Below are 16,973 nucleotides of genomic sequence, written 5' to 3'. Positions count from 1 at the left end.
GGAAGCTCAGGCCCTATACGCCACGTTCGCCATCATTCCCGCCTCCCCGTGGTACGCGTTATGGCAGTGCAGCATCCACTGACCCGGATTGTCGGCGTCGAAGAAGACGGAGAGTTTCCGCTTCGGCAGCACGATCGCGGTGTCCTTCCGGGGGCCTGAGTCGCCGAGTTGGTACGTGTGTCCGTGCAGGTGCATGGGGTGCCACATGTCGGTGTCGTTGACGAAATCGAGCCGCACCCGCTGTCCCTTCTCGACCAGGAGCGGATTCTTCTCGGGGTGCCGCATGCCGAATGGCCGACCATTGAGGGTCCAGTCGTATTTCGCCATTCCGCCCGTCAGTTGGATGCGGTGCGTGACGTCGGCCTTCGCTTTCTCCAGCCGTACGTCGTCCGCGGCCCGCAACTCGGACGCCGCCACGATCCGGCCGTCCAGCTCCTTCGGCCGCACGCTCGGCGAGGGCCTGCGCCCGGACCCCGTACGTACGAGAGCCAGGCCGTTCGCCTTCTTGCCCTCGGCCAGGGCGACGAGCGGAAACACCCCGTCGTGAAGGGTGACCATTACGTCGTACCGCTCCCCCATTCCCACCAGCAGGGCGTCCACGTCCTCATGCCGTACGGGGAAGCCGTCGGTGTGCGTGACGGTGAGCCTGTGGCCGCCGAGGGCCACCCGGTAGGCGGTGTCCGAACCCGCGTTGATGATGCGCAGCCGGACCTTGCTGCCCGGCTTGCCGCGGTAGACGTCCGGGTCGTCGGCCACGCGCCCGTTGACCAGGTGGTACGGGTACTTCACGTCGCCCGCGTCCCCGCCGAGCAGTGCGCTGGTGGCGCCCATGAGCATGAAGTCGCCCGGCGCGTCCCCGGATGAGGACGCGGCGCCGCCCATCCGCATGCCGGCCATTCCGCCCATGCCACCGCCGTGACTCCCGTGTCCTGCCATCCCCTTCTCGAGCTCGGCGAAGGCCTGGTCAGGGGTGCCGGTGACGCCGTCGAGCCAGTCGTCGAGGACGACGACCCACTCGTCGTCGTACGCGAGCGGTTCCTTCGGGTCCTCCACGATGAGCGGCGCGTACAGGCCGCGGTCGAGCTGGACGCCGACGTGCGGGTGGAAGAAGTACGTGCCCGGGGTGTCGGCGACGAAGCGGTAGGTGAAGGCCGAGCCGGGCCGCACGGCCGACTGCGTCACCGGCGGTACGCCGTCCATGTCGTCGCGCAGGTGGAGGCCGTGCCAGTGCACGGATGTGGCGGTCCCGCCGGGGAGTTGGTTGGCCAGCTCGGCGACCAGGGTGTCCCCGGCGGTGAGCCTGACCTCCCTTCCCGGTACGCGGCCGGTGAAGGCCCAGGTCTTGGCGGTCACCCCGCCGCCCAAGTCGACCTTCGCGGGCGCGGCGGTCAGCGAGACCTTCCGCTCGCGCCCCGTGCTGCTGCGCCTCTTCTCCGTACCGGCGACCACGGGGCTGGAGGGCGCGACGAGTCGCGGGGCGCTCTTCGCGCTGTTCCCGCTGGCGCCGTTGCCGCTGGTCCCGTTGCCGCTGGTCCCGTTCCCGCAGGCGGCGAGCGCGCCGGCGCCCGCGGCTCCGAGCCCGGCGAACAGGACGGACCGACGGTTGATGCTGTTCATTTTTCTTCCTTCTCTCAGGACTGCTGGACGGGCGCTCGGCGGCGCCGCAGCAGCACATGCGGTGCCGCCGCGCCGCTGCCGGGCGCGCCTATCTGCGCAGCAGAGAGAGGAGGAAGAGGTCGGGCGGCGCGCGCCCCACCGCGCTTGCGGGCGAAGCTCCTTGTGCGGCCGCTTGGTTGGCGTACGGGTGCGGCTCGTCCCGATCAGGCGCGAGGAGCTGTACGGAGTCGATGTTCGGCGCCGCGCAGAGCTGGGTGGTGTGGGTGCAGCAGCTCAGAGTGTCGGGGTGCTTCGGGGGTACGTGGTGGCGCGCGGCGACTGCGTGCGCGCCGTCGCCCTCGCTCGGGACGACGCGAACGGCCGGGGCCTGCGCAGGGGTTGGAGCGGCCCGGGTCCCGCCCTCCGCAGCGTTCGTCCCCGGGAACGTGTGGTGCACGAGCAGCGCGAACGCGACGCACAGGATGCCCAGCACCCCGTACACCCAGCGGAGCCCCACACCTCCGCCACGCCCTGCCCGCATCGCTCCGGACTCCCTCTCCCTCAGCGTCAACCGGTGTCCGCACCTTACCCCCAGGGGGTTTACGCGGTTCGCAGTGCGGGGGTCGGCGGGCGCTCCTGCGGCCCGAATCGTCCTTGGATCGGGTGACTTGGGCGGGGCAGGCTGGGCGTCATGACCCAGCGATTCACGCGCAACGAACTCGTGGCACGGCTGGTTCGCGCAGGGGAGCTGGAGCTATCGGGCGACGAACCGGCCGAGGCGGCGGCGTACTTCGACACGGAGAAGTTCCGCTTCCACGGTCCTGACGGCTTCGACTCCGATTTCGCCGGGCTCAGCGCGTACTTCGACTCCGTACGTGCGGCGTTCGACGACCGGTCGATCCGGCGCGGCATCGTGGTGGCCGAGGGCGAGTACATCGCGTGCCAGACCTGGATCGAGGGCACCTTCGTCCGCGAGTTCACCCAGTCCCCGGTCGGCCCGCTGCCGCCCAACGGCAAGCGTGTCGTGTTCGACCTCATGAACATCTTCCGCTTCGACGACCGGGGACGCCTCGTGGAGGAGTGGGTACGCACGGACACCCGCGGCCTCTTGCGCCAGCTCGCACCCTGACCGGGCCGCGCGCCTCTACTGTGGCGCGGTGATGACACAGGTGATCGTGGTCAACGGCGGTTCCAGCTCGGGGAAGTCCGGGATCGTGCGGTGCCTGCAGGCGGTGCTGCCGGATCCGTGGCTGGCGCTCGGAACGGACACGCTGGTCGAGGCGATGCCGGCGTCCATGCGGACGTCGGACGGCGGAATCGAATTCGCGCCGGACGGAGAGGTGGCCGTCGGCCCTGAATTCCGGACGCTGGAAGCGGCATGGATCGCGGGAGTCGCCGCGATGGCCCGCGCGGGCGCCCGGGTCATCGTCGACGAGGTCTTCCTCGGTGGCGCGTACTCGCAGCAGCGATGGCAGAGCGCGTTGGGCGGACTGCGGGTGCTGTGGGTCGGGGTGAGGTGTGACGCGGCAGTGGCCGCGGGCCGCGAGCTCGCACGAGGCGACCGGACCGCGGGGATGGCCGCGTCCCAGGCGGAGGTGGTCCACCAGGGCGTGACCTACGACCTGGAGGTCGACACCACGCATGCGGAGGCGATGGAGTGCGCGCGCAGCATCGCGGCGCGGGTGAAGTGAGCGAGCGTGTCGCCGGCGCGCGGGCGCTGCTGCGAGTTGGCGAACGTTTCGCGGGGCGGGGCTCTCACCCTCAGCGAGCAGACGCGACGCCGGCGCGCGAGCCCTGCCGGGAGCCGGCGAACCTTTCGCGAACCAGGACCCTCAACCACCACCCACCGCCGCACTCCTGCGAGCACCCCCGCGCACCCCAGCCGCGGCAGCCCACACACGAGTAGCGGCATTGCGGGCCCCTATCCCGGCCCTCGTCGCTGGCACGAGCAACCTCGACGCCGCCGTCATCTGGCGCTGCTTCGGAGTCGCCAAGCGCCGGTGGGCGGCCTCGTAACGGGACAAGGCCGCTCGATGGTCACCGGAACTGGCGGCCAGTTCCGCGGCCAACGTCGCCGCGCCCGCCATCGCGAGGCTGGAGCCGTCGCCGAACAGGGAGACGCACGAGGCCGCGTCGCCCAGAAGTGCCACCCGGCCCTGTGACCAGCGGTCGAGGCGGACCCGGCTGACCGCGTCGAAGTAGAGATCCGGGTCCGGGACCTCCTCAAGTCGCTGGAGGAATTCGGGCGTTCGCCACGCCTCACCCGCGAACGCCTCCCGCAGCAGCCGCCTGTGCTGCGCAACGTCCCGGTAGTCGAACCCGGTCACCTCCCGCCGCCGGACCATGAACGCGACCAGCGCCGAGCCCCGCCCGGGATGGAGGGAGACGGCCTTGTTCGGAGAGTTGTACGTGAGCACCTCGTACGGGCTCTCGGCGGGCCGCCCCAACGGCAGGGTCGCCACGTACATGCCGAGGTGCCGGACGTACCGGCGCTCAGGCCCGAACACCAGCCGGCGCACGTTCGAGTGCAGGCCGTCGGCACCGACGACGAGGTCGAAGCGCCGCGGGGCGCCGCGTTCGAAGGTGACGTCCACGCCGTGCGGGTCCTGCTCCAGCGTGCTGATGGAGTCGTCGGCCACGTACTCGACGTCGTCCCGCACGGCCCCGTACAGGATGGCGGCGAGGTCGGCGCGGGGCAGTTCGACCGCCCTGTCGGCGTCGTGCGCGAAGGCGCCGAGGGGCAGGCCGCCCCTCGGCCGGCCGCCGCCGTCGACGAAGGTCAGCCGCTCCACCCGCGTGGCGGCGTCCCGCAACTGCCGCATGACGCCCATGTCTTCGGCCACTTCGACCGCGGGCCCGCGCACGTCCACGGGGCTTCCGCTGCTGCGCGCGCCCGCGGCCCGCTCGACGACCGTGGGGGCGAAGCCGCGCCGGGCCAGCCCGTGGGCCAGCGTCGTACCGGCGATCCCGCCTCCAGAGATCAACACTGTGCGGTGGTGCATCTCGACCTCCCCGCCAGGACGCCTTCCCGCGCCCAACTTTCTGCATCCAGTGCCGACTTGCAGTGAGTGCAGACTAGCACTCGTTGCGTACTCTTGTGCCATGGGAAATCCGGACGGCAGCGGGCAGACGCAGACGCTCCGTGAGCGCAAGCGGGCACGTACGCGGCAGGCGCTCATCGACGCGGCGGTCGAACTCTTCGAGCGCGACGGCTATGACGAGACGACCGTCGCCGCCATCGCCGCGCGCGCGGAAATCGGTACGCGTACGTTCTTCAGCCACTTCTCCAGCAAGGAGGAGCTGCTCTTCCCCGACACCGACGCGCGCGTGCAGGCCGCGCTGCACGCGATCGCCACCCGGGCGGCCGATGAGCGGCCGGCCGACGTGCTCCTGCGCGCGCTGCGGAATGTCGCGGAGACGGACTTCGGCGTGGTCGGCGAACTGACCCGGGTGCGGATGCGGTTGATCCAGACCGTGCCGGTGGTACGCGGCCGAGCCCTGCAACTCCAGCGCGAGGCCGAGCGGACCATCGCGCGCCGCCTGCACGGCGCCTTCCCCGACGAACTCGACGAGGTCGAAGCGGCAGCGCTGGTCGGGGCGTTCGTCGGCGCCGTCTCGGGAGCGCTCCAAGCCCTGCTCGACAGCCCCGAAGCGCTCTCCCGGGACGCGGGGCGGCTCGGCGAACGCGTCCGCGAGGCCACCGACGTCGCCCTGCGGCCGTGGCGGGACCGTTCCGGGCCGCGGTGAGCAAGCGGGTCGGGCCCCGGATCGGTCCACCGGAATAACCCCGCCGGCACGGCAGTTGGGGCCTCACGTGGAGTTGATGATCTCGATGTCCGTCACGCGCGGGAGGAACGCCCCATGAGCCAGAACGAGCAGACCGTCGAAATCCCGCACCTCGGCGGGTCCCGCATCGGCTACACCTTCGGCAAACCGTACGACCCCGCGCTCCCGACGCTGGTCCTCATCAACTCGTACACCACCTCTGCCGATCTCTACCGGCCGCAATTCGCCGATCCCGCGCTGAATTCCGCGGTCAACCTGCTCTCCCTCGAACCGTACGGACACGGCCGTACGAGGTCCGCGTACCGGCACTTCACCTACTGGGACAGTGCCATCGCGAACCTGCAAGTCCTCGAAGCCCTCGGAATTCGCGAGGCGTTCGTGCTCGGGACGTCCCAGGGCGGCTGGATCGCGGTGCGCATGGCGCTGCTCGCGCCGGACGTCGTGAAGGGGCTGATCACGCTCGGCACGTCGATGGACTACGAGAGCCCGCGCAGCCGTGAACTGGGCTGCTGGGACGGCATCGAATTCAACACCCCGCTCATCGACGCGCTCGCCGAACCGGTCGGCGAGGACTGGGTCGTTCCGGACGAGATCGTGGACGCGGTATTCGACACGGCACTGGGCGGGATATCGGCCGAAGAGCGGGAATTCTGGCTCGCCGCCTACCGCGCGCATTACGCCGGCGAAGCGGGGCGCCGCCGCCTGCGCCTCAGCACGGTCAACCTCCGCGACCGCGACGGCCTCCACGGCCGCCTGGACGAGGTCACCGCCCCTGTGCTGTGGCTGCACGGCACAGCAGACCAGGTGTATTCCGTGGCCAACGCGGAGGAGGAAATCCAGCTCTTCACCCACTCCCCCGAGGCGCGTTTGGAGGTCGTCGAGGGCGGCCAGCACTTCCTGAGCGCGTCGCATCCGGCGGAAGTCGATGCGGCGGCGATGGAATTCGTCAAGCGCTGGAGTTGAACGGCGGCGGCGTGTGGGCCGTGCAGGTCGAAGCCGAGGCCGGCGAGCGCCACCCTGTGGGGTGCGGCGTGCGTGAGGTCGTGGACGGCCGTCATCAGGTCGATGACCGGCTTGGCCGCCATACCCGGAACGGCTGTCGCGCCGATGTGCTCGCATGTCACGAACAACCCGGGCACGGCTGCCTCGAGAAGCTCTACCGCGCCGCCGCCACAGCGTCGAACAACCCGAGGACCGCGCCGCGGACCTGCTCCGCGACCGTCTCCGGCTTCGACGCGTCGAGCTTGCCGTCGAGGTGCAGGAACGCCAGGCCGTGGACCAGCGCCCACACCGGGGTCCACAGCGCGTCCGGGTCGGCGCCCGGGAAGGCGCTGCGCGCGATGCCGCGTACGTACTCCGCGATAGCACTGGTCGCGGCGGCCCGCTCCTCGTTGCCGTGGTCGCAGGGCTCGGCGAACATCGCGCGGAACAGCGCGGGATGGTCGAGCGCGAAGCGCACGTAGGCGACGGCGACGGACGCGAGTTCGTCGGGGGTCGCGGGCGAGGGGTGGGCGGCGGACAGGTGCTCGGCGAGTTCGCGGTAGCCCTCGGCGGCGACCGCGGAGACGAGCGCTTCGCGGTCCGGGAAGTGGCGGTAGGGCGCGGTCGGCGAGACGCCCGCGCGGCGCGCGACGGCCCGCATCGACAGCGCGGCGCTGCCGTCCTCTTCGAGCAGTTCGCGCGCGGCGCGCAGGCAGGCGGCATGCAGGTCGCCGTGGTGGTACGTACTCGCCTGTGGCACGGGCCACACCCCTCTCATGTATGCACCGCTTACATTCTCCGTCTAATGTGAGCGGCGTACACATTCTAGGCGACCGCCCCGGCTGGCCTCGATCGCTCCGGGCCGCCAACCCGAACAGAGAGGGATTCGGATGACCAGCGAACTGTTCTCGCCGTTGTCCCTGCACTCAGGACAGGTGCTGGACAACCGGATCGCGAAGGCGGCCATGGAGGAGAACCTGGCCGACGCGGGCCAGCAGCCCGGCCCGCGCCTGCTGGCGCTGTACCGCCGCTGGGCCGCCGGCGGCACCGGCCTGCTGATCACCGGCAACGTCATGGTGCACGCCGAGGCGCTGACGGGGCCCGCCGGCGTCGTACTCGACGAGGCCGCGCCGCTGAAGCCGTTCGCCGAGTGGGCCGAGGCGGGCAGGTCGGGCGGCGGCCGGATATGGATGCAGCTCAACCACCCCGGCCGCCAGGTGCAGGCCGGCATGCCGGGCGTCGTATGGGGCCCGTCCGACGTGGGCGTCGACCTGGGCCGGCACAGCGGCAGGTTCGGGCGGCCGGTCGCCATGACGGCCGGGCAGATCGAGGCCACGGTGGGCCGGTTCGCGGTGACGGCGCGCCGCGCGGAGGAGGCGGGCTTCGACGGGGTCGAGATCCACGCCGCGCACGGTTACCTGCTGTCGCAGTTCCTCTCCCCGCTGGTCAACAAGCGGACCGACGCGTGGGGCGGCTCGCTGGAGAACCGCACCCGCCTCCTGCTGGACGTCGTCCGCGCCGTACGCGCCGCCGTCGCCCCGTCGTTCGCGGTCGCGGTGAAGCTGAACTCCGCCGACTTCCAGCGCGGCGGATTCGACGCCGACGACGCGCGCCAGGTGATCGAGATGCTCGCGCCGCTGGGTGTCGACCTGGTCGAACTGTCCGGCGGCAGCTACGAGAGCCCGGCGATGACCGGCCGGCCCGCCGACGAGCGCACCCAGGCGCGCGAGGCCTACTTCCTCGACCTGGCGAAGGACCTGGTCGAGGCGAGCCCGCTGCCGTTGATGCTCACCGGCGGCATCACGCGGCGCGAGACCGCGGAACGGGTGCTCGCCAGCGGGGTCGCGCTCGTCGGCATCGGCACCGCGCTCTCCCTCACCCCTGACCTGCCCGAACGCTGGCGCGGCGGCCGCGAAGGCGACGGGGAGCTCCGGCGCGCGGCCTGGTCGGACAAGGCGCTCGCCTCGGCCGCGACCATGGCGCAGGTACGCCACCAGATGCACCGCCTCGCCCGCGGAACCGCCCCCAAGCCCCGCGCCCACCCCGCCCGGGCCCTGCTCTGCGAACAGCTCCAACAGCGGCGGGCGCTGCGGCGGTACAGCGCCTGGCTGACGGCCGGTCGGCGCGCGGGTACGGAGGCGGACAGGGCGGCGTGATCAGCGGCTCCGTACGGAATCAGCCGCGAGGCGAGCCGGCCGCCGACGCACGGCCCGCGCGGAACCGGGGAGCGAATTCCTCCTCCACGAATCGCTCGATGGAAGTCGGCGTGGTCGTACGAGCTGTACGTGGCTGTTCCATGCGCACATGGCGGGAATTCACGGATTCGCCGACCTCCACCATCATGGCGGCGACGTTGTCGGAGACGCCGTTGCGGCGGAGTTCCGCGTGGAAGTCGGGGAGGGTGGTCTGCTCGTAAATGAGGGCGTCCTCGCCCACGGCGTGCGCGATGACCTTCACCGCTTCGCGCATGCTCACATCGCGTTCCCCTTGGAGTTCCAGGACCTCCGTACCGTGCCACGTCCCGGTGGCGAGTTCCCGCCCGGCCCGGGCTCCGACGTCGCGCGTGGTGACGAAGGGCAGGGGAAGGTCGGGCGCGAAGGGGGCGCTGATGCGGTGGTCGGTGCGGGCGGTGTCGACGTGGTCGAGCAGGTTCTCCATGAAGTAACCGGCGCGCAGCCACAGCGTGTCGACCCCGGGTACGCGTGAGAGGCGCTGTTCGAAACGGTGGAGTCCCGCGACCGGGCCCGTGCCCGTGGCGTGGCGCGCTCCCCAACTGCTCAGCCCGACGACGCGGGTGACGCCGGATTCGGCGACCGCCTGGGTGAGGGAGGCCGCGATCCGGTCCTGGAAGGCGCCGAAGTCGGGGTGATCGGGGAGGTAGTTGGGCTGGATCACCGCGTAGACGCCAGCCGCGCCACGGAAGGCGTCCGTCAGCGCGGCCGGGTCGCCCGGTTCGGCCTCCCGCACCTCGGCGCCCCGCGCGGCGAGGTCGTCGAGCCGCCGGGCCGAGCGGCCGAGGACCCGGACGAGGTGCCCGGCGTTCAGCAGATACTCGGCGACGGCCCGGCCCGTACGACCGCTGGCACCGGTGATGACGTACATGGATGTGTCCCTTTTCCTTGAGTGTTGCGGCGCGGCGGGGTGCGCCACGCCTTTGAGCTGCGCCGTTGACGGGCAGGCGCTGGCGACGCTAGGCGGCCAGCAGAACGGCCGGGTAGGAGCGCCACTCCCACCCCGAGCCACCTCCGTACGACGCGCAGGGCTCGCTCGAACCCCCATCCCACGAACCACCCAATAGCCCCACGAATAACCCCACCCCCACCACCTCCCGCCCGCTAACGTGCCGCCGTGACACTCCCCCCGAGGCCCACGACCAGGACCGGAACCACCCTGCGCACCCTCGCCGCCGTACTCGCCGCCACGGCACTCGCGAGCAGTCCCGCTCCCCCGGCCCCCACCTCCACCACTCGCTCGCCAGCCGCCACCGCCCCCTCCACCTCGGTACGAGACCTGTACGGCTCGGAGAACCGCACCCTCCCCACCCACCGCCGCATGATCGCGCTCACCTTCAACGCCGCCTGGAACACGGACGGGACCCGCGCGGTCCTCCGTACCCTGCGCCGCCATCACGCCCCCGCCGCCTTCTTCCTCACCGGCGACTTCGCCGAGCGGCATCCGGGCACGGCCCGCGCCCTCGTCGCCGCAGGTCACGGCATCGGCAACCACTCCCACACCCACCCCCACTTCCAGAACGTCTCCCGCGAGCGGCGGGCGCAGGAAGTGCTCCGGGCCGACCACGCGATCCGGGCGGCGACGGGCACGGCCCCGATGCCGTTCTTCCGCTTCCCCTACAGCGAGACGAGCCCCGGGACCATCGCCGAGGTCAACCGGCTCGGCTTCGCCGACATCGAGTTCACCGCCGACACCAACGGCTGGAAGGGCGCACGGGGCGGCATGACCGTACGCAAGGCGGTCGGGCGCGCGGTGGCCGCGCTCCGGCCGGGCGCGATCATCCAGATGCACGTCGGCACCCAGCCGGGCCAGGCCCACGACCGGCACGACCGGGGCGGGGTCATCGATGCCCGCGCCCTGCCGCGGATCATCGAAGCCGCCCACGCCCGTGGCTACCGCATCGCCGACCTGCGCACCCTCCTCACGCCCGACCACCACTGACCGGTGTCACCCGGAATGGCCCGGCCGGGGCTCTGACGTGGACTTTCGTACGCTGGAACCATGAAGGCTCCTCCAACCCCGTCACGGGACCGCGGCGCCGCCGTACCGGACGACGCACCCCTCGCGGCCTTCCTGCGTGCCAGGCGGAGCCAGGTGCGGCCCGAAGATCACCACCTGGCCGCTGGCGCACGGCGTCAGGTGCCAGGGCTGCGGCGGGACGAGGTGGCGTTGCTGGCGGGGATCAGCACCGACTATTACGTACGTCTCGAACAAGGCCGGGAGCGGCGGCCGTCCCGCGCGGTGGTGGAGGGGCTGTGCGAGGCGCTGCTGCTGGACTCCGTCACCGCCCGCCACCTGCGCGTACTCGCCGCCTCTCCCGACGGAGCGGGCGCGTCCCGTCCCATGGACGGCGGCCGCCTGGAATCCGTACGCCGGCTCCTCGATTCCATGGCGGTGCCCGCCCTCCTCGTCAACCGGTGGCTCGACATCGTGGACGCCAACGCGCTCGGCGACCTCCTCCACGACGGGCTGGAGCCGCGGGACAACTACGCGCGCATGGTGTTCCTCGCCCCCGGCGCGCGGTCGTTCTTCACCGAGTGGCCCGAGGTCGCGCGCTGCATGGTGGCGGCTCTGCGCGCGCAGGCCGGCGCCGGTACGGGAGCGGCCCGCCTCACCCAGCTCGTGGGCGAACTGGCCACGCACAGCGAGGTCTTCGCCTCCGCCTGGGAGGAGCACCGGCTGTACGAGAAGGCCATGGACCGCAAGGTCTTCCGCCACCGGACCCTCGACGGGTACCCCACACTCGCCTTCGACCAGCACGTCCTGGACCTCCCGGGCAGCGAGGGCCACCGCATCTGGGCCTTCCACCCGGCGGACGAGGCGACAGCCGACGCCCTGCTCCGCCTGCCGGACGCGGCGGAGCGCGCAACGTAGGAACGCGCAACCTAGGAGCGCGCAACACAGGACGCCTGCCCCTTGCCGCGGGCCACGACGCAGGGGATCCAGCCCTAACTCGCCCTCTCCGCTGCCGCGGGGCTCTCCGCCGTGACCATGTCGGAGTTCCGCATACGGGGTGTCAGGGCCCCGTAACAAGAGCCCTCGGGGCTTTGAGGGCGCGGCGCGCGGCGTGATCGAGTAGCGAATGTCAGGCGCTCGGGGAATTCCCCGATGCGCGCACTGCGTTGGCGCGGCCGGTCACGGGCCCCGGTCTCTTGCTTTCCGTCGCGACCACGACGGGTCGACCACAGCAATGCCGGGCACTGTTGCCCGCCTGCCGCGCGGCGCATGTGAGAAAGGGAGGAAAGAATGGGCAAGTTCAAGCGCGTGGCCATCGCAGGCGCCGGAATCCTGGCCTTCTCCGGTGCCGCTGTCGGCGCAGCTCAGGCGGCCGACACTCCGCCCCCTGGCAAGGAGTACACGGTCCACGGCGTCCACAACTGCATGGAAGCCGTCGACAAGTCCCACAAGGAACTCGGCACTCCCGAAAGCTGGAAGCGCTACTCCTGCATGATGAACACGGACGATTCGGCGGATCTGGAATACCACTGATCCACCGGGCATAAAGCCCACCGCAGGAAAGACCCAGCGGCCCCTCCGCCTCTCCTGGAAACCGGGACGGCGTCGGAGGGGCCGTCTGCCTGAACGCTCCGGATTGGCACCGCTGTTGGCGAGGCCTTCAGCCTCCCGACCGTCCTGCTACGGCGAGGAATTGGCGAGCGCCGCGCAACGTGGTGTGCACGTCGCGTTCGGTGGCGCGGCTGTCGAGGCGAACGTCGAGAGCGCCGGGGAGCGCGCCGGTAGGTCGCAGACCTGCCGTGAGCCGGGAAGCGTCCAGCCCGTCACGTTGGGCGATGAGGGTGCCGAGCTCGTAGCGGCTCACGGCATCGGAACCCGCCAGATGGCGCACGCCGGCCCCTTCACCGACCGCGAGTTCCAGCAGGGCGGCGGCCAGGTCGGCAACGTGTACGGGGCAGCGGATGTCGTCGGCGAACAGCACTCCGCTTCGCGCGCCGGCCGCGAGCTCGTGCACCAGGCGGACATGCGCGGACCGCCGCTCGCCGATGATCAGCGAGGTGCGCGCGACGACGGCACGCGGGTGTACGAGGCCGACTCCCGTCTCCGCTGCGGCCTTGGCGGCTCCGTAAGGGGTGACGGGGTCGGGGAGACAGGTTTCGTCGTAGTGGACGCGGGCGCCCGAAAACACCGCGTCGCTGGATACGTGGACGAGGCGGCAGTCGTACTTCGCCGCTGCCATCGCCAGGCGTACAGGCCCTTCAGCCGTCACCGCCCAGTCGGATCCGCCACTCGTCGCGTTGATGACGATGCGCGGACCGACCTCGGTCAGGACGGCTTCGACACTCGCAGGATCCCGCAGGTCGAGGGCGTGCCACATGACCCCGCGAGCGGTGCCGGGCTTGGTCGCGAACGTTGCGGCTGTCGTGTGCCCGGCCGCTGCCGCCTGCCTGGCCAGCTCAGCACCCAGGAACCCGCTGCCGCCGATGATCAGGATCGTCATGCCGCGACACGGTAGGAGATCCTCGGGAGATGCCAACTCCCTTGGCCCTGCGCAGACTTCCTTGCCGCACCGCCGTGACGCAATGTGCCGCGAAACCCACCCACCGGCCGGTGAGTCGAACCGCACACCATGACCGTGACCTCCCCCCACCCCACCTGGCGCACCGACTGGCGTCACTACCTCACCACGCTCACCATCAGCATCAGCGGTGGCGCCGTCTCCACGGTCGCGCTCCCCCTCATCGCCGTCACCGTGCTGGACGCGAGCGTGTGGCAGGCCGCATTGCTCACTGCGGCGCAGCGGTTGCCGCCGTTGTTCACCGCGCTGTTGGCGGGTGCGGTGGTGGACCGGTACCGACGGTTGCCGTTGTTAATCAGCGGCGGACTGCTCGCGCGGCGCCTGGTGCCGCGGCGCGGCCCGTTCCGGGTCATGCTCGCCGGGGCCCTGATCGCGCCCGCCGCGCAGCTTCCGCTTCTGCTCTCCGTACCCGGTCTGACCGGCCAGATCGCCATCGGGGCCGGCCTCGCCTTCCAGCTCGGCGCGGCGGTCGCGACCGGCTCGACGCAGCGGTCGGTGCGCCAACTCGCCTGCGACAGCGGCATGCAGGGCCGACAGCAGGCAGTGGGTACGTGGCTGGCGTACGGGCCGCGTTCCCTGGCCGCCCTCGCCGCGGGCGCCCTGGCCACCGCGGTCGGCGCACGCCCCGCGCTCGCGCTCGCGGCCGCGCTGCTGCTCGTGCCGCCCGCGCTGCTGCTGTGCTCCCCAGTACGCCGCCTCCGCACTGTTCCCGCCCCGCGCGCCGCGCCCTGAACGACGGGAGATGTCCCCTATGCCTGCGCCACCTGCACTCCCGGTGGACCACTGGCACCGCTGGTACCGGGACGGCAAGAACTTCAGCCCCGTCACCGACGAGGAACTCGCCCTTTTCACCGACCACTTGGGGGCGGCGGACGGGCGGCGGCTGCTGGATGTCGGCTGCGGAACCGGGGAGTACGCGCGCGCCCTGCACGAACAGGGCTTCCACGTCACCGGCATCGACTTCGCTCCCAGCGCCATCGCCCTGGCCCGCGAACGACACGGCGGCCGCGAGGGGTTGAGCTTCCACCAGCACGACATCGACCAGGGCATTTCCGGTCTGCCGCGCGCCGGCTACGACGTGATCACCGCCCGGCTCGCGTACGCCTTCCTCAACCGCCCCCGGCTCCGCGCCGCCGCCCGCCTGCTGCTGTCACCCGGCGGCCACCTCGTCCTCACCACCCCACTCGCCGAACGGCTGCCGGCCCACCGCCGCACCATCGGCATCACGCAGCACGATGCGGAGGTGCTGGTGCGGACCTGGTATGCCGTGTACTACGACCTGGGGACGCTGCGGGTGTTCGTATTACGCCGCTGAGTACGCCCACGAAGGGCAGCGTGTGTGGCATCCCGGGCATGGCCGACGCGTTGCTGCGGGGCCTCGGCATCTTCGCCGGCGGCGGCGGTCCGTGTGGCCCGCGGTGGATGGGTAGGGAGACCCCGTACGCGATCACGCGGTTGTGGAAGGGAGCGGGCGGTGCAGATGATCTGGAAGTTCGGGGAGCTGGCGTTGACGGCGGAGGAGATCGACTTCCTCGATCCCGCGGCACCGGAAGGTCCTGACGTGCGGGAACGCGGCCTGCGCATCGAATTCCGCGTCGTCGACGAACAGCACGAGGGGAGCGTGTACGCCTCCGACCGCTGGGTGCTGCAACCCGCCTTCTGCCGGCTCGACCTCCTGGAATCCGCCCCGGGGCGCGCCGACCGCATCCACTGGCACCCGGCCGTGACGGACGGCGAGCCCGGACAGCGCGTCTTCGATCCCGCCCTCACCGAGGACCCCCTCACGTGGATTCACGAGCGGCTGCGCGACCTGCCCGCATTCCTCCAGCAGATAGGAAAGGAGCAGGCCTTCCATATCGACCTCGAAGCGCTCCGTTCCGAACTGCCCAGCATCACCGCCTGGTTGAAACAGGCCCTCGACCACGCCCGACGCCCATGGCCCACGGTCACCCGCAACGAGCGGGGACTTGCCGTGAAGCGCTGAGGGGCGTCAGCGGCGACTACGTGGAAGGCCGTTCCGGCATTTCCAGAGCGGTCGCCAACCACCGCCGGGTGTGGGCGTACGCCTCCTCCGCATTCAGCTCTCCCACATCCACGTTCAGCACATTCCACGGCGTACGCGCGAGAAGGCGACGGGTCAAGGCCGCCTCGAAGCGGAGGTGGGCGGCGGCCGACGGGAGGTCGTGAACATTCCGGGTGCCGGGTGAGCCGGCGAGTTTCCCCACGTACCAGCCCTCCCACCCGTCGCCTTCCCGCTCGACCGCGCGGCGCAGCGCCTTCTCCGGATCGTCGTGGACGTACGCCACGGTGACCTGGGCCGGTTCCGCGGCCCGTGCCAGCTCGCCCATGACGTGGGCGAGGGTCTTCTCGTCGTGCCCCCACGCCACGAGGGACGGGATGAAAGGGAGAAGGGCATCCGTCACCAGGTAATCCCGGCCTTCCGCGAGTGATTCCGCGACATAGGCGCGGGTGCACTCGACCAAAGTCGCGGGCTGAACGTCGGAATTCCCCTCGGCGAACTCCTCGGCCACGGGCCGAAAAGCCGACCGCGTGAGAATGTCGGCCTCCTCGAAATGGTCGACGGAAAGGCCGAGGCCGTTCAGCCAACCGGCCACCGCGCGACACAGGGTGGACTTGCCGACCCCGGGACTGCTGCCGATGACGGAGATGAGGTGCAGGGTCATGGGATCAGTCTCGTTCATGCTCGGACAGAACCGGGCCCGCGCGGTCAGATCTCGTACGACGGCACGTTCATCTCGCTCCTCGGCCCAGCTCAGCCCAGCCCGTCCATCACGGCACTCACATACGCATCCAACCGCTCCTCCACCACACGAGCGGTCAGCTCCGTCCTCCCCGCCTCCCGCCATGGCTGGGACACCTGCCGCACCTCCTCGGAGAACGCCAACGCATCCCGCACCCGCCAATACAGCCGCTCGCTCGCGGTCGCGGCCAGTACGCCGCCGGCCTCCTCGTACGCCTCGGCGAACCGCGGGCCCCACGCCGGGCCGTGCAGCATCGCGAGATTGGTGCAGCAATGCGCGACGTCGAGGTCGGCCGGGCCCCAGGAGGTCTGCGCCCAGTCCACGACGCCGGTGATCCGGGCGTCCGCCGGCCCCGACGGCGGCACGTCGAACAACACGTTCCCGGGCTGGAAGTCCCGGTGCAGAAACCGCCCCCGATTCGGCTCGTACGGCTCACGCGGCTCATGCGGCTCGTACGACGGCGCGGGCTTGCGGATCACGTCGATCGCCGCAGCCCAGACCGCCGCGTCGGCGCCCCGCGGGGGCACGACGGTGTCGGCGGTCGTCAACGTCACGTAGGGCGGGGGCGGTTCGAGGGGGCGCACCGCGTGGATGGCTACGAGTAGGCGGGCCAGCAGCGGTACGCGCGCTTCCGCCCCCTCGTCGTCGAGCACCGTCCGGCCCGCCAGATGTGTCATGAGCAGAGACGGGTACTCGCACTGCTCGGCAACAGCATCGACCGCGACAAGCGTAGGAGTGGGGATACCACTCCCCGGGAGGAGCGTCAGCGCATGGGCCTCTCCGGTCAGCCAGTCCTCGGCGTGCTCCTCGCGGAACGGGTCGGCGAAGGTGCGCAGCACCAGGTGACGGGTGCCTCCGCCCCGCTTGCCGATGGTGAGCCTGCGCATTTCGGCGGTGATGCCGCCGTGCAGTGGTTCGGTGGCGGTGATCCGTTCGCCGGGTTCCAGGTGCCGGTTGACCCACGCCGTCGTCAACGGTCGGAGGGCTGCCGGTTCGTGAGGGTTCACCCGGCCATCGCACCATCCAGGACGCCTCCGTACCGGCACTTCCACGGAAGGTGGCGGCCATGACCTGCTAGGTTG

General features: G+C 71.2%; 19 protein-coding genes and 1 pseudogene. 11 read left to right on the top strand and 9 right to left on the bottom strand.

Features of this window, described 5'->3' with window-relative positions:
- Positions 1-6: 6 nt before the first annotated feature.
- Together ABEE00_RS02890 and ABEE00_RS02885 are read right to left on the bottom strand one after the other, a co-directional pair.
- Positions 7-1,617, bottom strand: a complete 1,611-nt coding sequence (locus tag ABEE00_RS02890; protein ID WP_345743590.1) for a multicopper oxidase family protein — start codon at positions 1,615-1,617, stop codon at positions 7-9.
- Between the two features lie 88 nt (positions 1,618-1,705).
- Positions 1,706-2,137 carry a DUF6153 family protein gene (locus ABEE00_RS02885; RefSeq protein ID WP_345743589.1) on the bottom strand — a complete coding sequence of 144 codons (432 nt, stop codon included), beginning with the start codon at positions 2,135-2,137 and terminating at the stop codon, positions 1,706-1,708.
- A 150-nt stretch (positions 2,138-2,287) separates the two neighbouring features.
- Here ABEE00_RS02885 and ABEE00_RS02880 point away from each other — a divergent pair, with 150 nt between their 5' ends.
- Entirely contained in the window at positions 2,288-2,725 is a 438-nt protein-coding gene (locus ABEE00_RS02880) for an ester cyclase (protein WP_345743588.1), read from the top strand.
- A 31-nt stretch (positions 2,726-2,756) separates the two neighbouring features.
- Positions 2,757-3,287 (top strand): chloramphenicol phosphotransferase CPT, encoded by a 531-nt coding sequence (cpt, locus tag ABEE00_RS02875; RefSeq protein ID WP_451918497.1) that lies wholly within the window; start codon positions 2,757-2,759, stop codon positions 3,285-3,287.
- Positions 3,288-3,428: 141 nt separating this feature from the next.
- Here the strand turns inward: cpt and ABEE00_RS02870 are convergent, their stop codons facing one another.
- Positions 3,429-4,598 (bottom strand): FAD-dependent monooxygenase, encoded by a 1,170-nt coding sequence (locus ABEE00_RS02870; protein WP_345743586.1) that lies wholly within the window; start codon positions 4,596-4,598, stop codon positions 3,429-3,431.
- 100 nt (positions 4,599-4,698) lie between these two features.
- Here ABEE00_RS02870 and ABEE00_RS02865 point away from each other — a divergent pair, with 100 nt between their 5' ends.
- Complete coding sequence (locus tag ABEE00_RS02865; RefSeq protein ID WP_345743585.1) at positions 4,699-5,343, top strand: TetR/AcrR family transcriptional regulator; 645 nt, start codon at positions 4,699-4,701, stop codon at positions 5,341-5,343.
- A gap of 114 nt (positions 5,344-5,457) precedes the next feature.
- Entirely contained in the window at positions 5,458-6,345 is an 888-nt protein-coding gene (locus tag ABEE00_RS02860) for an alpha/beta fold hydrolase (RefSeq protein ID WP_345743584.1), read from the top strand.
- A 29-nt stretch (positions 6,346-6,374) separates the two neighbouring features.
- Here the strand turns inward: ABEE00_RS02860 and ABEE00_RS02855 are convergent.
- Together ABEE00_RS02855 and ABEE00_RS02850 are read right to left on the bottom strand one after the other, a co-directional pair.
- Positions 6,375-6,521 (bottom strand): annotated as a pseudogene (locus ABEE00_RS02855) (GrpB family protein); the annotation flags it as partial.
- Between the two features lie 17 nt (positions 6,522-6,538).
- Positions 6,539-7,123, bottom strand: coding sequence for a TetR/AcrR family transcriptional regulator (locus tag ABEE00_RS02850; protein ID WP_345743583.1), 585 nt, complete (start codon positions 7,121-7,123; stop codon positions 6,539-6,541).
- Between the two features lie 130 nt (positions 7,124-7,253).
- On the opposite strand from ABEE00_RS02850, the gene ABEE00_RS02845 reads away from it, so the two are divergent.
- Complete coding sequence (locus tag ABEE00_RS02845) at positions 7,254-8,519, top strand: NADH:flavin oxidoreductase/NADH oxidase family protein (protein ID WP_345743582.1); 1,266 nt, start codon at positions 7,254-7,256, stop codon at positions 8,517-8,519.
- 19 nt (positions 8,520-8,538) lie between these two features.
- Here ABEE00_RS02845 and ABEE00_RS02840 read toward each other — a convergent pair whose 3' ends face one another.
- Positions 8,539-9,465 (bottom strand): NmrA family NAD(P)-binding protein, encoded by a 927-nt coding sequence (locus tag ABEE00_RS02840; protein WP_345743581.1) that lies wholly within the window; start codon positions 9,463-9,465, stop codon positions 8,539-8,541.
- 246 nt (positions 9,466-9,711) lie between these two features.
- Here ABEE00_RS02840 and ABEE00_RS02835 point away from each other — a divergent pair, with 246 nt between their 5' ends.
- The 3 genes from ABEE00_RS02835 (at position 9,712) to ABEE00_RS02825 (ending at position 12,084) form a co-directional block, all read left to right on the top strand.
- Positions 9,712-10,536: a polysaccharide deacetylase family protein gene (locus ABEE00_RS02835; RefSeq protein ID WP_345743580.1), complete on the top strand. Its 825-nt coding sequence runs from the start codon at positions 9,712-9,714 to the stop codon at positions 10,534-10,536.
- A 60-nt stretch (positions 10,537-10,596) separates the two neighbouring features.
- Positions 10,597-11,469 carry a helix-turn-helix domain-containing protein gene (locus tag ABEE00_RS02830; protein ID WP_345743579.1) on the top strand — a complete coding sequence of 291 codons (873 nt, stop codon included), beginning with the start codon at positions 10,597-10,599 and terminating at the stop codon, positions 11,467-11,469.
- A 372-nt stretch (positions 11,470-11,841) separates the two neighbouring features.
- Positions 11,842-12,084 (top strand): hypothetical protein, encoded by a 243-nt coding sequence (locus ABEE00_RS02825; protein WP_345743578.1) that lies wholly within the window; start codon positions 11,842-11,844, stop codon positions 12,082-12,084.
- Between the two features lie 127 nt (positions 12,085-12,211).
- On the opposite strand, the gene ABEE00_RS02820 is transcribed toward ABEE00_RS02825, so the two are convergent.
- Complete coding sequence (locus tag ABEE00_RS02820) at positions 12,212-13,051, bottom strand: SDR family oxidoreductase (RefSeq protein ID WP_345743577.1); 840 nt, start codon at positions 13,049-13,051, stop codon at positions 12,212-12,214.
- A gap of 129 nt (positions 13,052-13,180) precedes the next feature.
- Here ABEE00_RS02820 and ABEE00_RS02815 point away from each other — a divergent pair, with 129 nt between their 5' ends.
- From ABEE00_RS02815 to ABEE00_RS02805, 3 genes are all read left to right on the top strand, one after another.
- Positions 13,181-13,861 carry a hypothetical protein gene (locus tag ABEE00_RS02815; RefSeq protein WP_345743576.1) on the top strand — a complete coding sequence of 227 codons (681 nt, stop codon included), beginning with the start codon at positions 13,181-13,183 and terminating at the stop codon, positions 13,859-13,861.
- A 19-nt stretch (positions 13,862-13,880) separates the two neighbouring features.
- Positions 13,881-14,444, top strand: coding sequence for a class I SAM-dependent methyltransferase (locus tag ABEE00_RS02810; RefSeq protein WP_345743575.1), 564 nt, complete (start codon positions 13,881-13,883; stop codon positions 14,442-14,444).
- Between the two features lie 165 nt (positions 14,445-14,609).
- Positions 14,610-15,113: a hypothetical protein gene (locus ABEE00_RS02805; RefSeq protein WP_345744056.1), complete on the top strand. Its 504-nt coding sequence runs from the start codon at positions 14,610-14,612 to the stop codon at positions 15,111-15,113.
- A 16-nt stretch (positions 15,114-15,129) separates the two neighbouring features.
- Here the strand turns inward: ABEE00_RS02805 and ABEE00_RS02800 are convergent, their stop codons facing one another.
- Together ABEE00_RS02800 and ABEE00_RS02795 are read right to left on the bottom strand one after the other, a co-directional pair.
- Complete coding sequence (locus ABEE00_RS02800; protein ID WP_345744055.1) at positions 15,130-15,813, bottom strand: nucleoside/nucleotide kinase family protein; 684 nt, start codon at positions 15,811-15,813, stop codon at positions 15,130-15,132.
- Between the two features lie 89 nt (positions 15,814-15,902).
- Positions 15,903-16,865: a phosphotransferase family protein gene (locus tag ABEE00_RS02795; RefSeq protein WP_345743574.1), complete on the bottom strand. Its 963-nt coding sequence runs from the start codon at positions 16,863-16,865 to the stop codon at positions 15,903-15,905.
- Between the last annotated feature and the right edge of the window lie 108 nt (positions 16,866-16,973).

The sequence above is a fragment of the Streptomyces odontomachicola genome, assembly GCF_039605595.1.
In the GTDB taxonomy this organism is placed as follows: Bacteria; Actinomycetota; Actinomycetes; order Streptomycetales; family Streptomycetaceae; genus Streptomyces.
This window is presented reverse-complemented; position numbering and strand designations above follow the sequence as displayed.

Coding starts and splice junctions, on each gene's coding strand:
- ABEE00_RS02805 (WP_345744056.1), top strand. CDS start 14,610: ATGATCTGGAAGTTCGGGGAGCTGGCGTTGACGGCGGAGGAGATCGAC.
- ABEE00_RS02845 (WP_345743582.1), top strand. CDS start 7,254: ATGACCAGCGAACTGTTCTCGCCGTTGTCCCTGCACTCAGGACAGGTG.
- ABEE00_RS02890 (WP_345743590.1), bottom strand. CDS start 1,617: ATGAACAGCATCAACCGTCGGTCCGTCCTGTTCGCCGGGCTCGGAGCC.
- ABEE00_RS02830 (WP_345743579.1), top strand. CDS start 10,597: ATGAAGGCTCCTCCAACCCCGTCACGGGACCGCGGCGCCGCCGTACCG.
- ABEE00_RS02815 (WP_345743576.1), top strand. CDS start 13,181: ATGACCGTGACCTCCCCCCACCCCACCTGGCGCACCGACTGGCGTCAC.
- ABEE00_RS02865 (WP_345743585.1), top strand. CDS start 4,699: ATGGGAAATCCGGACGGCAGCGGGCAGACGCAGACGCTCCGTGAGCGC.
- ABEE00_RS02860 (WP_345743584.1), top strand. CDS start 5,458: ATGAGCCAGAACGAGCAGACCGTCGAAATCCCGCACCTCGGCGGGTCC.
- ABEE00_RS02885 (WP_345743589.1), bottom strand. CDS start 2,137: ATGCGGGCAGGGCGTGGCGGAGGTGTGGGGCTCCGCTGGGTGTACGGG.
- cpt (WP_451918497.1), top strand. CDS start 2,757: ATGACACAGGTGATCGTGGTCAACGGCGGTTCCAGCTCGGGGAAGTCC.
- ABEE00_RS02820 (WP_345743577.1), bottom strand. CDS start 13,051: ATGACGATCCTGATCATCGGCGGCAGCGGGTTCCTGGGTGCTGAGCTG.
- ABEE00_RS02840 (WP_345743581.1), bottom strand. CDS start 9,465: ATGTACGTCATCACCGGTGCCAGCGGTCGTACGGGCCGGGCCGTCGCC.
- ABEE00_RS02880 (WP_345743588.1), top strand. CDS start 2,288: ATGACCCAGCGATTCACGCGCAACGAACTCGTGGCACGGCTGGTTCGC.
- ABEE00_RS02810 (WP_345743575.1), top strand. CDS start 13,881: ATGCCTGCGCCACCTGCACTCCCGGTGGACCACTGGCACCGCTGGTAC.
- ABEE00_RS02825 (WP_345743578.1), top strand. CDS start 11,842: ATGGGCAAGTTCAAGCGCGTGGCCATCGCAGGCGCCGGAATCCTGGCC.
- ABEE00_RS02800 (WP_345744055.1), bottom strand. CDS start 15,813: ATGACCCTGCACCTCATCTCCGTCATCGGCAGCAGTCCCGGGGTCGGC.
- ABEE00_RS02870 (WP_345743586.1), bottom strand. CDS start 4,598: ATGCACCACCGCACAGTGTTGATCTCTGGAGGCGGGATCGCCGGTACG.